The organism is candidate division KSB1 bacterium (genome assembly GCA_024655945.1).
GTDB lineage: Bacteria > Zhuqueibacterota > Zhuqueibacteria > JANLFK01 > Oleimicrobiaceae > Oleimicrobium.
Genome location: JANLFK010000003.1, coordinates 283618 through 298464 on the forward strand (window position 1 = coordinate 283618; position 14847 = coordinate 298464).

Genomic DNA, 14847 nt, shown 5'->3' on the forward strand with positions numbered 1-14847 from the left:
CCCCAATTACGGATTTGAAATTGTGATGCAGAGCACAGGCTCAAATGTGAAGAAAATGACAAGGGCTCGAAGAGGAGCGGTTTCCCGGGCGCTCGCTGCTGCTTGTCCCAAGACCATGTGTTCCTGTGGACTTGCCCTCGCAGCTTGGACGCTTGCCGTGTCGACCATCGCCCCGTCCTTGGCGGCGAGTGGTCGATTTTTTGCACACCTTGGCGTGGCCCCGAGGTGCTCGGGCCATGGCAAGCTGAACCACAACGAGGTGTGCGAGGCATGAGGGACGAGTTGACGGACACCCTTGCCGGGGTGTCAGTGGTGGGGTGCGACTTCCCGGAGGTGGCGGAGAAGAGTGGCAGCAGTGCCTTTGGGTTTGACTACTACTACCCCATGGTCAGTCACAACCCACAGATTCGGCAGATGCTCTCGCTCATCAGGAAAGTAGCGCGGAGCAACGCCACCGTGCTCATCCAGGGCGAGACGGGCACCGGCAAGGAGATGATGGCCGGCCTCATCCAGATGCTCAGCCTGCGTGCCGACAAGCCTTTTGTCCAGGTGAACTGCGCGGCCCTGCCAGACCAGCTCTTGGAGAGTGAGCTGTTCGGCCACGAGCGTGGCGCCTATACCGGCGCCTACACCACGCGCATCGGTAAGTTCGAGCTGGCCGACAAGGGGACGCTCTTTCTGGACGAGGTTGGGGATATGGCCCTGCCCACCCAGGCCAAGATCCTGCGCGTGCTGCAGGAGCAGCGCTTCAATCGCTTAGGTGGCAACCGCATGATCAATGTGGACGTCCGCGTAATCGCAGCCACCAACAAGGACCTGGAGCGGGAGATTGAGCTGGGCAACTTCCGGCTGGACCTGTACTATCGACTGAATGTGGTACAGATCAACATTCCCCCTTTGCGTGAGCGGCGCGAAGATATCCCCATTCTTGCCGAATATTTCCGGCGCAAGTTCGCCTCGGAAATGAAGAAAGAGGTGGGAGGATTCACGCAAGAGACGATGCGCCTGCTACAGAACCATTCCTGGCCGGGGAACATCCGCGAGCTGAAGAATTTGGTGGAGAGGGCGGTCATCGTCGTCGGCGAAGGGCAACAGATTACGCCCAACGACCTCTCCCTCTCCGGCCGTGACTACTTTGCCGCGGGTGGCCAGAATCGCCGCCGCCTGGAAAGCGACTGCGGCGGCAGACTCACCACCCTCAACCTTGCCGAGCTGGAGCGCACTGCAATTCTGCAGGCATTAGAGAGGACAGGCTGGGTGCAGAAGGAGGCGGCTGCGCTCCTCGGCATTTCGCCGCGGGCGCTCAACTACAAGATCAGTCAGCACAACATCACCCACGAGTCGTGGAAAAAGCATGTGTGAGGCGATGGGAAGAGAGGCTACGAAGTTCTTGCTTGCTGTAACCTTGTCCGTATTCTTGTCCACCGTTGCTCAGGCTGGCCACCTGGTGATTGTCTGGGAGCCAAACCACGAACCGGATGTGGCCGGCTACATCGTCCACTACGGCACGCGGCCCGGCACATACGAGGCGTCCCTCGACGTGGGCGCAAAGACCCGCGTTCTGGTGGGCCCATTGGCAGACAGCGTGCGCTACTACTTTGCGGTGTCCGCCTACGACAGGTGGAACAACGAGAGTGCCCTGTCGCGAGAGGTGAGCGGCGTGGTGGGCCAAGGGGAGATTCTACCCACCGAGTTTGTCCTCTACCCCAGCTTTCCCAATCCCTTTGCGACCGATACGTGGCTTGCCTTTGATCTGCCTTCCTCCGAAGAGGTTGAGCTCCGCATTTTCGACATCAACGGCAAACTGGTGCGCACCCTGCGTCCGGCTGCCACCAATCCCGGAGCAAATGCCCCTGTGCTCTGGGACGGTCTTGACGACTCCGGCCGTCCTGTGCCGAGCGGCATCTACTACTGCCGTGGCTTTGCCTCCACTTTCCGCAGCCAGACTATTCGCATCATCCGCCTGCGCTGAGGATTGGACTGGGCCTTGAGCGGATGCGGGGCCCCTGGTCAAGTGACGCTCACGGCCTCCCCGGGTCAGCCTCGCCCGCTGCCGGGAAAGGCTTCAATCCTTGCGCAGCGGACCCCGCCCCTCACAGCGACAGCAAAGGCCCCACGTTCCTCAACAGGGAGCTTGCGCCATCCGATTTGACGCCTACGTTCTTCGCCACCATGCGGAAACGTTCGGCCTGCGGCCTGATTCCTTGCGATGGCCCTGCCGACGCCCAGAGCCAGCCGCCGCCTGCCCTTTGTTCGGCCTTACGCCGTGCCTGCGCGGCGAGTTGGCAGCCAGGAGGTCCGCTCCGCCGGCCGACCTCCTACTCCTCGCGGTAGCGATTGGTGATGGGCATGCGTCGATCCTTGCCAAAGGCGCGCGGCGTGATCTTGATGCCCGGGGCCGCCTGCCGGCGTTTGTACTCGCTCATGTCGACCATCCGCACCACCCGCCGGACGGTCGCCTCGTCGAAACCCTGACCGACGATGTCGGCTATGCTCAGGTCGCGCTCGACGTAGGCCTCAAGAATCGGATCCAGAACCCTGTACGGCGGCAGCGAGTCTTCGTCTTTCTGGTTGGGGCGCAGTTCGGCAGTGGGCGCCCTTTCGATGACCGACCTCGGGATGACCTCTCTGCCGCTGCGCGCGTTGACATGGTGGGCCAATCGATAAACCAACGTCTTCGGCACGTCCTTGAGCACTGCAAAGCCGCCCACCATATCGCCGTAGATGGTGCAGTAGCCCACAGCCACCTCGCTCTTGTTGCCGGTTGCCAGCACCAGCCAATTGAACTTGTTGGCAAAGGCCATGAGAATGTTCCCGCGGATGCGCGCCTGAATGTTCTCCTCGGTGACGTCTTCGGGCAGGCCGCGGAAGTGTTCGGCCAGGAGCTGGCGGTAGACAGTCACGGCCTGCTGAATCGGCACGGTGATGAGGTTTATCCCGAGGTTCATCGCCACCTGCTGCGCATCGGTCATGCTCTGCTCGCTGGTGTAGACCGAGGGCATCCGCACGCCGGTCAGGTGCTGGGGGCCCACGGCCTCAGCGGCAATGGCGGCGACCAGGGCGGAGTCTATGCCACCGCTCAGGCCGAGGACCACGTCCCGGAAACCATTCTTGCAGACATAGTCGCGCGTGCCAAGCACCAGGGCGCGCCAGACCTCTTCCTCCATGTCGAGGTTTTCGAAGGCGCCTGGTGCAAGCGGCTGCTTTGGAAAATGATGCTCTGCGCCGGAGAGCACTACCTCGCGCTGCGGGTAGGGGGCCGCGAAACCCTTTTGCCGCGCGATGAATTCGTTGTCGGCAGCGCGCAGGGCGTGCACTTGCTGTGGGTCGATATCCACCAGGATCATCTCTTCGGCAAAGGCTCTGCCATGCGCCAACACCTCGCCCGAGGGCGCTATCACCAGGCTCTGCCCGTCGAAAACCAACTCCTCCTGCCCGCCGACCAGATTGCAGTAGGCGAGGAACACCCTGCACCTCTTGGCGCGCGCCGTCATCATCTGCGCCCGCTCCTGGCCCTTCAGGGCGTGGAACGGCGAGCACGAAATGTTCACCACCACCTGCGCCCCAGCGGCATACGCGAGCGTCTCCACTACCCCTTCCGGCACCCAGAGGTCCTCGCAGATGGAAACCCCTATCCGCACCCCAGCGACGTCCAGGACGAGTACCTCACCTCCCGGCACAAAGTAGCGCTTTTCGTCGAACACCCCGTAGTTGGGCAGACAGATCTTGTGGTAGGTGGCCACCAGTTGACCGTCGCGCATCACAGCAGCAGCGTTGTGAAGACCCGCCGCGTCGTGGTCGGCGAATCCTACCACTGCCACAAGGCCCTTTGCGGCTGCTACCACGCTCTCCAGCGCCAAGCGGTTATCTTCCGCAAAACGGCGCCGCAGGAGCAGGTCCTCAGGCGGGTACCCGGTCAACACCAGCTCGGGGAACACGGCCACATCGGCGCCCACTCCCCTGGCCTTCTGCACGCCACTGATGACGAGTTGGGCGTTTCCCTTGAGGTCTCCCACCGTTGGGTTAATCTGAAAGAGGGCGATCCTTAGCATTCCTGTCCTACTCCTGGCTCTGCTGACCCGCTGTGCTCGAGGTCACCGCTGCTCGGTATCCAGCGTGGGCGATCATGCGCCGCAGCCCATCCTGAACGCCATGGAGCCTCGTGGCAAGCAGTCTCTGGGCTCGCTCGGTGCACAGGCTGACGTCCCGAGGCCTGGGTGCGCCAAGAGGGACCTCCGCCATAGTGCGCTTCAGCAGCAGGGACGTGTTGTGACTCAAAAGGTGCGCCAGCTGCCAGCCGAAGGCAAAACGGTCCGTGCGCTCCGGGCCGGCAAGGTGGAGCACGCCAACAAACCCCCTGCCCGCCAGTTCCACCAGCGCTGCCGCCAGGTCGGAGACCAGAATCGGCGTGCGGTATTGGTCGACAAACAGGGGCACCGGTTCGCCTGCCGCCAGGCGCTGCTCAATCCAGGTAGAAAACGACGATCCACCGGTGCGCGGCCGCCCGTAGATGAGAGCCGACCGGGCGATAACATGATTGGCGCAAAAAGCCTGCACGGCTTGTTCTGCTTCCACCTTGGTTGCTCCATAGACATTGACCGCGTGGGGACTGTCCGTCTCCCGGTACCAGCCAAGGCTGCCGTCGAAAACCATGTCCGAGGAAAGAAAGATCAGGCGGGCTGCATTGACGCCACACCACTCCGCTATGGTTTTGGTGGCCTCCACGTTGATGAGCTGCGCCGCATCTGGATGAGCCTCGCAGTAATCCAGATCGGTGAGTGCCGCACAGTGGATCACCACCTGGGGGCGCACCGTGTCCAGCAGACGGCGCACGGCGCGCTCATCGCCCAGCCGGAGCTGAATGGCCTCCACTCCACGCAGGCAGAAGGGGTGCTCCTGCCAGGTGCCGTACACAGACCAGTGGCGCGCAGCTAAATAGGCCACATGGCCACCCAAAAAGCCGCTCGCGCCGGTGACTAAGAGTCGCCCAAGGCTGCTCTTGCCGCCTCTCATGAAGCCTCACAGGTTCGCCTTTGGTCGACGCCTGCCAAACTGCACGGCACAGGGCGCATTCTTCGGCACCAGCGCCTGCAGCTGTGCACACCAGAGCGCGGCAAAGGTGCGACAGCTACGCGCTCCGTCCAATGCCTCTTCTTTGGGGAAGGAGGCATGCTCGCAACGCAAGTCGCAAAACTTGATGCGCGCGGTGGTCACTCCTGCATTATCGTCTTCGCCCATCCTGCCACCTCACCGCCTGTCTGCCTCGCGATTCGGGTAACGTTGAGCCTTCCTTTTTAGGCTCACGGACACAAATCTGTTGACATTGGCGCGAATGTTTCGTATAGTAAAACGTCTGCCGCTGATGGCTGCCTCACTGTGCGAAGGAGGCCCCTTCGGTGCGTGTGAAGCTGATTGTCGTGGGCGCGCCAAAAAACACCCACGTCCGTGCATTGGCTGCAGATTACCTGCAGCGCCTCGCTCGCTATGCCAACGTAGAAGCCACCTACGTGAAAGAGGAGCGTCCTGGTGGCCGGTTTGGGACCAGCGCCCCCACGCGAGAGGAACGCAGGGTCCTGGAGCGCCTCACAGCACGCGACTTCGTCGTGGCTTTAGATGCCAAGGGCCGAATGATGAGCTCCCCTGAACTTGCGCAGTTTCTGGCCGCTCGTGCCAATGCGCCTGCCAGCTCCACCGTGTTCATCATCGGAGGTCCTGAGGGTCTTGGTCCCCACCTCAAGAACCGAGCTGACCTTACGTTGTCGCTTTCGCCAATGACCTTCCCCCACGAGCTCTGCCTGGTGCTGGTCTTGGAACAACTCTACCGCGCCTTCACCATCCTCAAAGGCGAGCCCTATCACAAATAGCCCTGGGAAGGGGTGAGACAAAAAAGCGCCGTCTCCGCATCGGCGCGCGCTCTTGCTCTGCCAGGACTGGCTGACTTGCGGGCCGTCGTCCCCCCGGCCAAGGGCACCCCCTGTGGAAGCACAATGCGTGGATAACGAGGATAGCCACTCTACTCGAGGATTTCCAGCGTGGCGTGCCTCCCCGACTTGCGGGCCACCGCGCTCAACAACACGCGGATGGCATGGGCGGTACGCCCATTCTTGCCAATGACCTTCCCCATATCCTGCCGGGCCACGCGCAGTTCATAGACGATCGTCGTCTCCCCGTACACCTCGGACACCCTGACCTGATCCGGGTCGTCCACCAGGTGCTTGACGATGTACTCCACGAATTCCTTCATGGCTATCCCCTTCCTTTCGACTGGTCCGTTCCGCGATAGCCGGCGAGCCCCAGACCATCGGGCGTCAGGAGAGAGGCGAGATGCCTACTGCGGGTGCACCTGCGAGTTGTCGCGAACACACCGGCCATTGTCCTTAGCGACTCTGTGCATAATATACCCCACTGCATCTACATTGTCAAGGAAAAAGTGAAGCACTTGCCTCCGCGGAACACCACCCTGTGCCTGGGCTGCCAGTCGCAGACAGCAAGACCGGAAGCCAAAAATTGCCAAATGATGGCAGGAGGTGCAGCTATCTGCCGGGAAGGGTAACTATGCTCGGCCATGTCCCAGATGGCGATGAAGCCTCCACAAGCTGAGGCAAGAGGCGTCTTGACATTTGGGCGCGGAACGTTATATTTGTAAGGCGTTTGTTAGCACTCACTACCAGGGAGTGCTAACAAGTGCGTCTCAGCTGTCCAAGTGTCAGTCTCATAGCAAGGAGGTGTAGGTATGAACATCAAGCCGTTAGCTGATCGAGTGGTTGTCAAGCCCATTGAAGCTGAGGAGAAGAAGCAAGGGGGCATCATCATCCCCGACACTGCCAAGGAGAAGCCGCAGCAGGGGGAAGTTATTGCGGTCGGCCCTGGCAAGGTGAGCGAATCTGGGCAGAAGATCCCGATGGAGGTGAAGAAAGGCGATCGTGTGCTGTACGGCAAGTACTCCGGCACAGAAGTGACCGTGGACGGCGAGGACCTGCTCATCATGCGCGAGAGCGATATTCTCGCCATCATCTGAACGCAGTGAAGACGTGGACCGATGTCTAACCGATGGGAGGCAAGGCAATGCCAAAGATCATGAGTTTCAATGCAGAAGCAAGGGCAGCGATCAAGTGCGGTGTAGATAAGCTGGCCGACGCGGTGCGGGTGACGTTGGGGCCCAAGGGGCGCAACGTGGTCATTGATAAGAAGTTCGGCGCCCCGACCAGCACCAAGGACGGCGTGACGGTGGCAAAGGAAATCGAGCTCGAAGACCCCTTTGAGAACATGGGCGCTCAGCTGGTGAAGGAGGTCGCCTCTAAGACCAGCGACGTGGCTGGCGACGGCACTACCACGGCCACCATCTTCGCCCAGGGCATCTTCCACGAAGGAATGAAAAACGTGACGGCGGGCGCCAACCCGGCTCATCTGAAGCGCGGTATCGAGATGGCCGTGGCGGCGGTGGTCGAAGAAATCAAGCGCCTCAGCAAACCCCTCCCGGGCAAGACCGAAATTGCCCAGGTGGGTGCCATCTCCGCCAACAACGATAAGAGCATCGGCGACCTGATTGCCGACGCCATGGAGAAAGTTGGCAAAGATGGTGTCATCACTGTGGAAGAGGCCAAGTCCACCGAGACCACCCTCGAGGTCGTCGAGGGCATGCAGTTCGACCGTGGCTACATTTCGCCTTACTTCGTCACCGACCCGGACAACATGGAGGCAGTGCTGGAGGAGCCGCTGATTCTTATCCACGACAAGAAGATCAGCGTCATGAAGGACCTGCTGCCCGTGTTGGAGAAGGTCGCACAGATGGGGCGCTCGCTCCTGGTGATCGCTGAGGACGTCGAGGGCGAAGCTTTGGCCACCTTGGTGGTGAACAAGCTGCGTGGCACGCTCAAGGTCGCCGCAGTGAAGGCGCCTGGCTTTGGCGATCGGCGCAAGGCAATGCTGGAGGATATCGCCATCCTGACTGGCGGCCGGGTCATCTCCGAAGAGGCCGGCTTCAAACTGGAGAACGCTACCATCGGCGACCTGGGCCGCGCCAAGCGAGTGACCGTGGACAAGGACAACACCACCATTGTCGAGGGTGGCGGTGATCCGGCGGCCATCAAGGGGCGCATTGCCCAGATCAAGAAGCAGATCGAAACGACCACCTCTGACTATGACCGCGAGAAGCTGCAGGAGCGTCTTGCCAAGCTGGCCGGCGGTGTGGCAGTGCTCAATGTGGGCGCGGCCACTGAGGTGGAGATGAAGGAGAAGAAGGCCCGCGTCGAGGACGCTCTCCACGCCACCAGAGCAGCGGTGGAAGAGGGCATCGTGCCGGGTGGCGGTGTGGTGTTCATTCGCGCCCTTCCGGCCCTGGACAAGCTGAAAGTGGAAGGCGACGAGAAGGTGGGTGTGGACATCGTCCGCCGCGTCCTTGAGGAGCCGGTGCGGCAGATCGCCGAGAATGCGGGCAGGGAAGGCTCCATTGTCGTGCAAAAGGTGAAAGATGGCGAGGGCGCCTTCGGCTTCAACGCCGAGACGGAGAAGTTCGAAGACCTGATGAAGGCGGGCGTCATCGACCCCACCAAGGTCGCGCGCGTCGCCCTGCAGAATGCCGCCAGCGTAGCCGGCCTCATGCTCATGACCGAGGCGGTCATTGCCGAGAAACCGGAGAAGGAGAAGTCTACACCCTCCATGCCGCCCGGCAGCGACATGTATTGATGCACACATCTCAGGCTGAAAACCCCTGCGCCCGTGCGCAGGGGTTTTTTGTTTGCGGCAGGGAATTGCCTTGACTTTGTGCTATTATTTTGATAAATTGAAAGCCCAAAAAAACAATGCCTCGGGCATCGGTGCGCAGCAGTGTACAATTGCTCGTGGAGTCTGCTCTCTGCTTGGACGTCATCAGGTTAAGCAACATGGTCTTCTACGCCTACCACGGCGTGGATGAGAACGAGCGCGACGCCGGCCAGCGTTTCGAGGTGGACGTGGAGCTGGCCGCTGACTTGCGCTTGCCCGGGCACACGGACCGCTTGCGCGACACCATAGACGCCCGCGAAGTGTACCGAGTGGTGGAAGAGGTGGTCATCCAAGGGGATTTTCGACTGGTGGAGGCGCTCGCCGAGAACATCGCGGCGGCACTGTTGGAGCGTTTCGCCGTACATGGGGTGGTCGTCCGGGTGCGCAAACCTTTCGCGCCCATCCCCGGGGTGTGCGACGGTATCGAGGTGGAGATTGCCCGTGAAGCCTGAGCCCTCAGAGGGCGTGCACGCCTTTCTAAGCCTGGGAAGCAATCTCGGTGACCGCCTGCGGAACCTCGCCTTAGGCATGGAAGCAGTGGCAGCTCTGCCCGCAACGTGGGTGGTGCGTACCTCCCGGCTCTATGAAACCGAGCCAGTTGGGCTCCGAGAGCAGCGGCCATTTCTGAATGCAGTGATGCAGATAGCAACCGGCCTGTCGCCTCACTGCCTGCTCAGGGAGCTGCAGGCAATTGAGCGCAGGCTGGGGCGGCAGCGCGTGCAGCGGTGGGGTCCGCGCACCTTGGACATCGATATTGTGCTCTACGGCAACGTGCTTTTCTCTGACGCGGTGCTCACCGTGCCGCATCCACGCTTTGCCGAGCGCCGCTTCGTGTTGGCCCCGCTCGCCGAGATAGCGCCCACCATGATTCCTCCCGGCACGAACGGGCGCACCGTTGTGGAGTTGCTGGCGAACTGCCCAGACAGGAGCGCGGTACGGCTCTTGGACAACGCAGAAACAAGCAGTATGGCCATAGTTCGGGGTAGAGCGTGAAACGCGACTACATCGCTATTGAAGGTGTGATTGGCGTGGGCAAGACCAGTCTGGCCACCAAGCTGGGGGAAAGGTACAACGCGCGCATCGTGTACGAGAAACACGAGGAAAACCCGTTCCTGGCGGATTTCTACCGCGACCCGCGACGGTACGCATTTCAGACGCAGATGTTCTTTCTGCTCAGCAGGTACCGTCAGCAACAAGAGATTCCTCAGCGCGACCTTTTTCACGAAATGGTGATTGCCGACTACCTCTTCGCCAAGGACAGAATCTTTGCCCATCTGACCTTGGAAGACCGGGAGCTGTGGTTGTACGACCATATCGCTTCGCTGCTGGAGCAGGACATTCCCAAGCCTGCTCTGGTCATCTATCTACAGTGCAGCCTGGAGAGGCTGATGCAGAACATCCGCAAGCGGGGGCGGACGTACGAACGCAACATCTCTGAGGACTATTTGCGCTCGCTCAATGACGCCTACAACCAGTTCTTCTTCCACTATGACGCCACTCCGCTCTTGGTGGTGAACACGACGCAGATTGACTTTGTCAACAATGACGAGCACTTTGAGGATTTGGTGCGGCAAATCGAGCGCCCGCTCTCTGGGACCGAGTACTACTCCCCTTCACCCTGGTGACCTCCGATGCTCTTCTTCCGTCTACTCCTGATTGCCCTCCTCATCTACTTGGCCGTGAAGGTGTGGAGGTCACTGTCTGCCCTGTTTGGCTCCGACAGAATGGAGGTCAGAGGGGCGCAGCGCCGGGGGAAGCCGCCTCTTGACCTGGAGGGCAAGGACGTCGAAGACGCCAAGTATCGGGAGATCCCACCTGCCGAGGATGAGCAGAGCAAGCGCTCTTCGTGAGGGGCCGAGCGGGAATTGAGGAGAAAGGCTATCGCAAGCTTATGCGCATCTACAGACGTGTCATTAAATATGTGCTGCGCTATTGGAAGGAGCTCGTGGCTTCCTGTATGTGCATGGTATTTTTCGTTGCCTTCAGCACCGTGTCCGTCGGCTTGGTGATGCCCTTCGTCAACCTCCTTTTTGGCTCACAGGAGCAGAGTGCGCCTGCGGTGACTCAACCAGCCGGCGGGGCCATCTCCGTTATGCATGCGGACAAGTCTGTGCCGAATCTGCGGCAGCAGCTGGAGAACTGGCTTCAAGGGCTGTTCACTCGCTACAGCCGGCCCCACGCGCTGCGCCTGCTCTGCGTGGTTATGCTGGTCGGCTTCTTCTTGAAAAACCTCTTCCGCTTCGGCCAGACCTACTTCATGGCCCCTGTGGAGCAGGGGGTGATCCGCGACCTGCGCAATGACCTCTACCGGCATTTCCAGCGCCTCTCGCTGGACTTTTTCCACGGGGAGCGGGCAGGGCAGCTGATCTCCCGCGTCACCTACGACGTCACGGTGATCAACGCCTCCATCACTGCGGCCATCAACAGCATTTTCCGCGACCCGCTCATGATCGTGATCTACCTGGCCGTCATGGTCATCCTCAGTTGGAAGCTGACGTTGCTGGCCCTTTTGGTCTTCCCAGGAGCCGGGTACTTCATCGCTCAGTTCGGCAACAAGCTGAAGCGAGATAGCTTGCGCCAACAGGAGCGGATTGCAGACCTGACGTCCATCATCCAGGAGGCCATCTACGGGGCGCGAGTCATCAAGGCCTTTGCCAGAGAAAGGTATGAGATTAAGCGCTTCGAGAGGGAGAACCAGCGCTTCTTTGATACGGTGGTGCGCATGACCCGCATTAGAAAGTTGGGTCCGTGTGTAACCGAGTACATCGGAGTCATCATCGGTGTTCTGGTCCTGTACGTGGGCGGCATGGAGGTGCTGCGCGCCAACCAGACACTTTCCCCGGGTGGCTTTGTCCTCTTCCTTGGCGCGCTCTTTTCCATCATGGAGCCGCTCAAGCTGCTGGGACAACTGCACAACGCCCTGAAGGAGGGTGTGGTGGCTGCCCAGCGCGTGTTCGCGGTGTTGGACACGCCCCCCCACGTTGCTGACCGACCTGGGGCTATCGCCCTCGATGGCTTCCACGATGAGATTGTCTACGACCACGTCTCCTTTCGCTACGACCGGGACGTCGAGGTCCTCACGGACGTTTCCCTGCGCATCAAACGGGGCCAAGTGGTGGCGATTGTAGGACCGTCCGGAAGTGGCAAGTCGACCTTAGTCGACCTCCTCGTCAGGTTCTACGATCCTACGGCTGGTCGCATCCTCATTGACGGCCACGATCTCAGGGAGGTTACCTTAGAGTCCCTGCGCAGGTTGTTGGGCATCGTCACGCAGGAGACCATCCTGTTCAACGACACCGTGCGCAACAACATCGCCTATGGCCTGGATGGGGTGGCGATGGAGAAGGTCATCGCCGCGGCGCGGGCCGCCAACGCCCACGACTTTATCATGGAAATGCCCAACGGCTACGACACGGTCATCGGCGATCGAGGGGTGAAGGTCTCGGGAGGGGAGAAGCAACGACTGGCCATTGCGCGCGCCATCCTCCGCGATCCGCCTATTCTGGTTTTCGACGAGGCCACTTCTGCTCTGGATACCGAGTCGGAGATTCTCGTGCAGGATGCGATCAAGAACCTCTTGCAGGGGCGAACCTCGCTGGTGATTGCGCACCGCCTGTCCACGGTACGTCATGCCGACAGGATCGTGGTCCTGCATGACGGCAAGATCGTGCAAGAGGGCGCGCACGACGAGCTAATGAGCCGGGGCGGTCTGTACCGCAGGTTGTATGAAATGCAATTCAGCGAATAGGGCCAGCGCCCGCCCATTGGGAAGAGAATGGAGATGAGCGTATCTACTGCCGGAACAATGCCCCAGGTCAGTGCCCGCCTTGCCGCGGTGACGCGAGGCGCGCTCTACGTGACGGTGGCAGCGATGCCGTTCAGCATCGCCCTGACGCAGACTGCTCTGGCAGTGGCCATCCTTACCTGGCTGGCACGCATGGCCCTGGAGCGGCGGCTTCTGGTACGTCGAACGCGCTTGGAGGTAGCATTTCTCCTTTACATGGCTGCTGAGCTCATCTCCTTGGCATTTTCCATCAATGTGCCGAACGCGGTAATCTACCTCAAGCGCTTGCTCCTCATCCCCACGGTCTACGTGGTGGCCAGCAATGTGGAGAGCGAGCGGACTCTGAACCGTCTGGTAGCCACTTTCCTTGCCGCCATGTCGCTCTACTCTCTGTGGGGCATAGGTTCTTTTGCGCTGAACCCATCGCTGCGCGTGCGGCATATTCAGAACTCCATGACGGCTGGCGGCCTCACCATGATCGCGGCGGTGGTCGGCCTGGCCCTCGCGGCGGCCAGCACGAGCAAGAAGGTGCGCCTCTGGGCAGGAGCATCGGCAGTGGTCAATGCAACCTGTCTGTTTTTCACCAACACCCGCGGCTCCTGGCTTGGCTTTGCCGTGGCTCTGGTCCTCATGGCCGTTCTCACCAACTGGAGGCTGCTCCTCGTCATCCCGGTACTGGCCGTGGTCGCCTACGTTGCCGTGCCAGGAGAGTACAAGGCGCGCGTGACGCACTTCTTCGATCCTCACTACCGCACCAACGCCTATCGCCTCACCTGGTGGAAGACGGGCTGGCGGATTTTCAAGGACTATCCCATCACCGGGGTGGGCGATATCGACACGGTGGAAATCTATCGGCGGTACCTGAGCCCCGAGGAAACCCAGGCCGTCGGACATTTCCACAACAACTTTGTGCACATCGCCGTCACCTTGGGGAGCATTGGACTTGTCGCCTTCAGCTATCTGAAGGCCAGAATCGCCATATTCATGGGCCAGACCTTGCGTGTGGCGCGCCCGCCATCCTTGCGGGCGGTGGCGCTGGCCGGTCTGTGCTCGTTTGTGGCCTTTCTGGTCAACGGCCTTTTCGAGTGGAACTATGGCGACGCTGAGGTGGTAACCGTCATCTGGTGGCTTGTGGGCATGGTGGCGGCCACGGCCACCTTGCTCAAGAGGTCACAGGCGCTGGAGACCGTGGTTGTGGAAGTCCTCAGCTAAGGCGGAAAGGCCTCTTCCCACAGGTGCCAGAACTTGTGGCGTTTCCATGAGCCGGGGTGTGCGCCGTGGGGCTTTGCCTCGGTCCGGAGACTGACGCGCGGACTCTGACGGGGCGGTTTACCTCTTTGGGGGTCGATGATAGACCTCGAGTCCTGATTTGCGAACGGAGGCGGAAGTGAGACAAATCGTCCGGGCATCGGATGCACCGAAGGCTATTGGGCCCTATAGCCATGCGGTAATCAGCAGTGGCGAATTGGTGTATACGGCTGGCCAGCTCGGCATAGATCCCGCAACTGGCGAACTGGTTGGTCCCGGCATAGAAGAGCAGACCCGGCAGGTGCTGACCAACTTGGCTGCCGTTCTGCGTGCGGCAGGCTCGGGTTTGGACAAGGTGGTCAAGACCACGGTCTTTTTGGCCGACATGAACGATTTTGCAGCCATGAACGGCGTATATGCCGAGTTTTTCACCAGCGACCCGCCAGCGCGCTCAGCGGTACAGGTGGCGCGGTTGCCCAAGGGCGCCAGAGTGGAAATCGAGGCTGTGGCGACACGTGGATAGCCCGTTTCGCGCTGCCAGGACAGCGCTGATTCTGATAATCCTATCGGTCCTGGGAGCCCAAGGGTTGCTCGGCCAGGAGACGAGGGTGCAAGGGCAGGGGCGCGACCCCGTCACCAGCCCGGCCGATTCCCAGATTGTCCAAAGACGGTCCCCGAATGGAGCAATGGTGCGCTCGTTGCTTGTGCCAGGTTGGGGACAATGGTATAACGGGAAGAGGTGGAAGGCGGCGCTGGCCTTTGGCGCGGAGGTGGGCCTGGCGGCCAACGCTGTCGTGCAGAACCAATATCTGCAGCGCGCCGAGGACCCTGTAACCCGAGAATACCACCTGAGCAATCGCAATACCTCGAACTGGTTCCTGGCAGTGGTGGTTTTGCTCAGCATGCTCGACGCCTACGTCGACGCACACTTTTCGGACTTTGACGAAAGTCCGGAGTTAGCTAACTGGCCTCCCCCGGCGCCCGAGGGTTCTGCCCGGTGTGGCTTCGGGGGTGTGCGGGTCTCTCTGTCTTTGAGCTTCTGAGGACACGGC

Annotated in this window: 17 protein-coding genes; 13 read left to right on the forward strand and 4 right to left on the reverse strand. The window is 60.8% G+C overall.

All coding sequences use genetic code 11. The annotated features are described in order from the left end of the window. Positions 1-270 precede the first annotated feature (270 nt). A complete protein-coding gene (locus tag NUW13_06195) occupies positions 271-1362 on the forward strand; it encodes a sigma-54 dependent transcriptional regulator (GenBank protein ID MCR4438619.1) in 1092 nt (363 codons plus the stop codon). 4 nt (positions 1363-1366) lie between these two features. Then, positions 1367-1972, forward strand: a complete 606-nt coding sequence (locus NUW13_06200; GenBank protein ID MCR4438620.1) for a T9SS type A sorting domain-containing protein — start codon at positions 1367-1369, stop codon at positions 1970-1972. 346 nt (positions 1973-2318) lie between these two features. On the opposite strand, the gene NUW13_06205 is transcribed toward NUW13_06200, so the two are convergent. From NUW13_06205 to NUW13_06215, 3 genes are read right to left on the reverse strand one after another with little or no spacing between them, the layout of a single operon-like run. Further along, positions 2319-4052, reverse strand: a complete 1734-nt coding sequence (locus tag NUW13_06205) for an NAD+ synthase (GenBank protein ID MCR4438621.1) — start codon at positions 4050-4052, stop codon at positions 2319-2321. A 7-nt stretch (positions 4053-4059) separates the two neighbouring features. Then, positions 4060-5013: an SDR family oxidoreductase gene (locus tag NUW13_06210; GenBank protein MCR4438622.1), complete on the reverse strand. Its 954-nt coding sequence runs from the start codon at positions 5011-5013 to the stop codon at positions 4060-4062. A gap of 6 nt (positions 5014-5019) precedes the next feature. Further along, positions 5020-5238 carry a hypothetical protein gene (locus NUW13_06215; GenBank protein ID MCR4438623.1) on the reverse strand — a complete coding sequence of 73 codons (219 nt, stop codon included), beginning with the start codon at positions 5236-5238 and terminating at the stop codon, positions 5020-5022. A gap of 158 nt (positions 5239-5396) precedes the next feature. On the opposite strand from NUW13_06215, the gene NUW13_06220 reads away from it, so the two are divergent. After that, complete coding sequence (locus NUW13_06220; GenBank protein MCR4438624.1) at positions 5397-5864, forward strand: 23S rRNA (pseudouridine(1915)-N(3))-methyltransferase RlmH; 468 nt, start codon at positions 5397-5399, stop codon at positions 5862-5864. 149 nt (positions 5865-6013) lie between these two features. Here the strand turns inward: NUW13_06220 and NUW13_06225 are convergent, their stop codons facing one another. Further along, on the reverse strand, positions 6014-6244 hold the full coding sequence (locus NUW13_06225; protein MCR4438625.1) for a KH domain-containing protein: 231 nt from the start codon (positions 6242-6244) through the stop codon (positions 6014-6016). Between the two features lie 489 nt (positions 6245-6733). Here NUW13_06225 and groES point away from each other — a divergent pair, with 489 nt between their 5' ends. The 10 genes from groES to NUW13_06275 all read left to right on the forward strand — a co-directional run bounded on the left by groES (position 6734) and on the right by NUW13_06275 (position 14838). Further along, complete coding sequence (groES, locus tag NUW13_06230) at positions 6734-7018, forward strand: co-chaperone GroES (protein ID MCR4438626.1); 285 nt, start codon at positions 6734-6736, stop codon at positions 7016-7018. Between the two features lie 47 nt (positions 7019-7065). Next, on the forward strand, positions 7066-8685 hold the full coding sequence (groL, locus tag NUW13_06235; protein ID MCR4438627.1) for a chaperonin GroEL: 1620 nt from the start codon (positions 7066-7068) through the stop codon (positions 8683-8685). 155 nt (positions 8686-8840) lie between these two features. Further along, complete coding sequence (gene folB / locus NUW13_06240; GenBank protein ID MCR4438628.1) at positions 8841-9215, forward strand: dihydroneopterin aldolase; 375 nt, start codon at positions 8841-8843, stop codon at positions 9213-9215. Further along, a complete protein-coding gene (gene folK, locus NUW13_06245) occupies positions 9205-9756 on the forward strand; it encodes a 2-amino-4-hydroxy-6-hydroxymethyldihydropteridine diphosphokinase (protein ID MCR4438629.1) in 552 nt (183 codons plus the stop codon). The genes folB and folK overlap by 11 nt, the downstream gene beginning before the upstream one ends. After that, positions 9753-10388 carry a deoxynucleoside kinase gene (locus NUW13_06250; GenBank protein MCR4438630.1) on the forward strand — a complete coding sequence of 212 codons (636 nt, stop codon included), beginning with the start codon at positions 9753-9755 and terminating at the stop codon, positions 10386-10388. Before folK ends, NUW13_06250 begins: the two co-directional genes overlap by 4 nt. A 6-nt stretch (positions 10389-10394) precedes the next feature. Then, positions 10395-10613, forward strand: a complete 219-nt coding sequence (locus NUW13_06255) for a hypothetical protein (protein MCR4438631.1) — start codon at positions 10395-10397, stop codon at positions 10611-10613. A gap of 107 nt (positions 10614-10720) precedes the next feature. Beyond that, a complete protein-coding gene (locus NUW13_06260) occupies positions 10721-12511 on the forward strand; it encodes an ABC transporter ATP-binding protein/permease (GenBank protein MCR4438632.1) in 1791 nt (596 codons plus the stop codon). A gap of 33 nt (positions 12512-12544) precedes the next feature. Beyond that, positions 12545-13759 (forward strand): O-antigen ligase family protein, encoded by a 1215-nt coding sequence (locus NUW13_06265; GenBank protein ID MCR4438633.1) that lies wholly within the window; start codon positions 12545-12547, stop codon positions 13757-13759. 175 nt (positions 13760-13934) lie between these two features. After that, the gene (locus tag NUW13_06270; protein ID MCR4438634.1) at positions 13935-14318 is read left to right on the forward strand and encodes a RidA family protein; all 384 of its coding nucleotides are present in this window, start codon (positions 13935-13937) and stop codon (positions 14316-14318) included. 85 nt (positions 14319-14403) lie between these two features. Beyond that, complete coding sequence (locus NUW13_06275; GenBank protein MCR4438635.1) at positions 14404-14838, forward strand: DUF5683 domain-containing protein; 435 nt, start codon at positions 14404-14406, stop codon at positions 14836-14838. The last annotated feature ends 9 nt before the right edge of the window (positions 14839-14847 follow it).

Excerpts from the sequence above, each read along its gene's own strand:
- NUW13_06265 (MCR4438633.1), top strand. The coding sequence starts at position 12,545 with ATGAGCGTATCTACTGCCGGAACAATGCCCCAGGTCAGTGCCCGCCTT.
- NUW13_06205 (MCR4438621.1), bottom strand. The coding sequence starts at position 4,052 with ATGCTAAGGATCGCCCTCTTTCAGATTAACCCAACGGTGGGAGACCTC.
- groES (MCR4438626.1), top strand. The coding sequence starts at position 6,734 with ATGAACATCAAGCCGTTAGCTGATCGAGTGGTTGTCAAGCCCATTGAA.
- NUW13_06260 (MCR4438632.1), top strand. The coding sequence starts at position 10,721 with ATGTGCATGGTATTTTTCGTTGCCTTCAGCACCGTGTCCGTCGGCTTG.
- NUW13_06195 (MCR4438619.1), top strand. The coding sequence starts at position 271 with ATGAGGGACGAGTTGACGGACACCCTTGCCGGGGTGTCAGTGGTGGGG.
- groL (MCR4438627.1), top strand. The coding sequence starts at position 7,066 with ATGCCAAAGATCATGAGTTTCAATGCAGAAGCAAGGGCAGCGATCAAG.
- NUW13_06225 (MCR4438625.1), bottom strand. The coding sequence starts at position 6,244 with ATGAAGGAATTCGTGGAGTACATCGTCAAGCACCTGGTGGACGACCCG.
- NUW13_06215 (MCR4438623.1), bottom strand. The coding sequence starts at position 5,238 with ATGGGCGAAGACGATAATGCAGGAGTGACCACCGCGCGCATCAAGTTT.
- NUW13_06255 (MCR4438631.1), top strand. The coding sequence starts at position 10,395 with ATGCTCTTCTTCCGTCTACTCCTGATTGCCCTCCTCATCTACTTGGCC.
- NUW13_06210 (MCR4438622.1), bottom strand. The coding sequence starts at position 5,013 with ATGAGAGGCGGCAAGAGCAGCCTTGGGCGACTCTTAGTCACCGGCGCG.
- NUW13_06200 (MCR4438620.1), top strand. The coding sequence starts at position 1,367 with ATGGGAAGAGAGGCTACGAAGTTCTTGCTTGCTGTAACCTTGTCCGTA.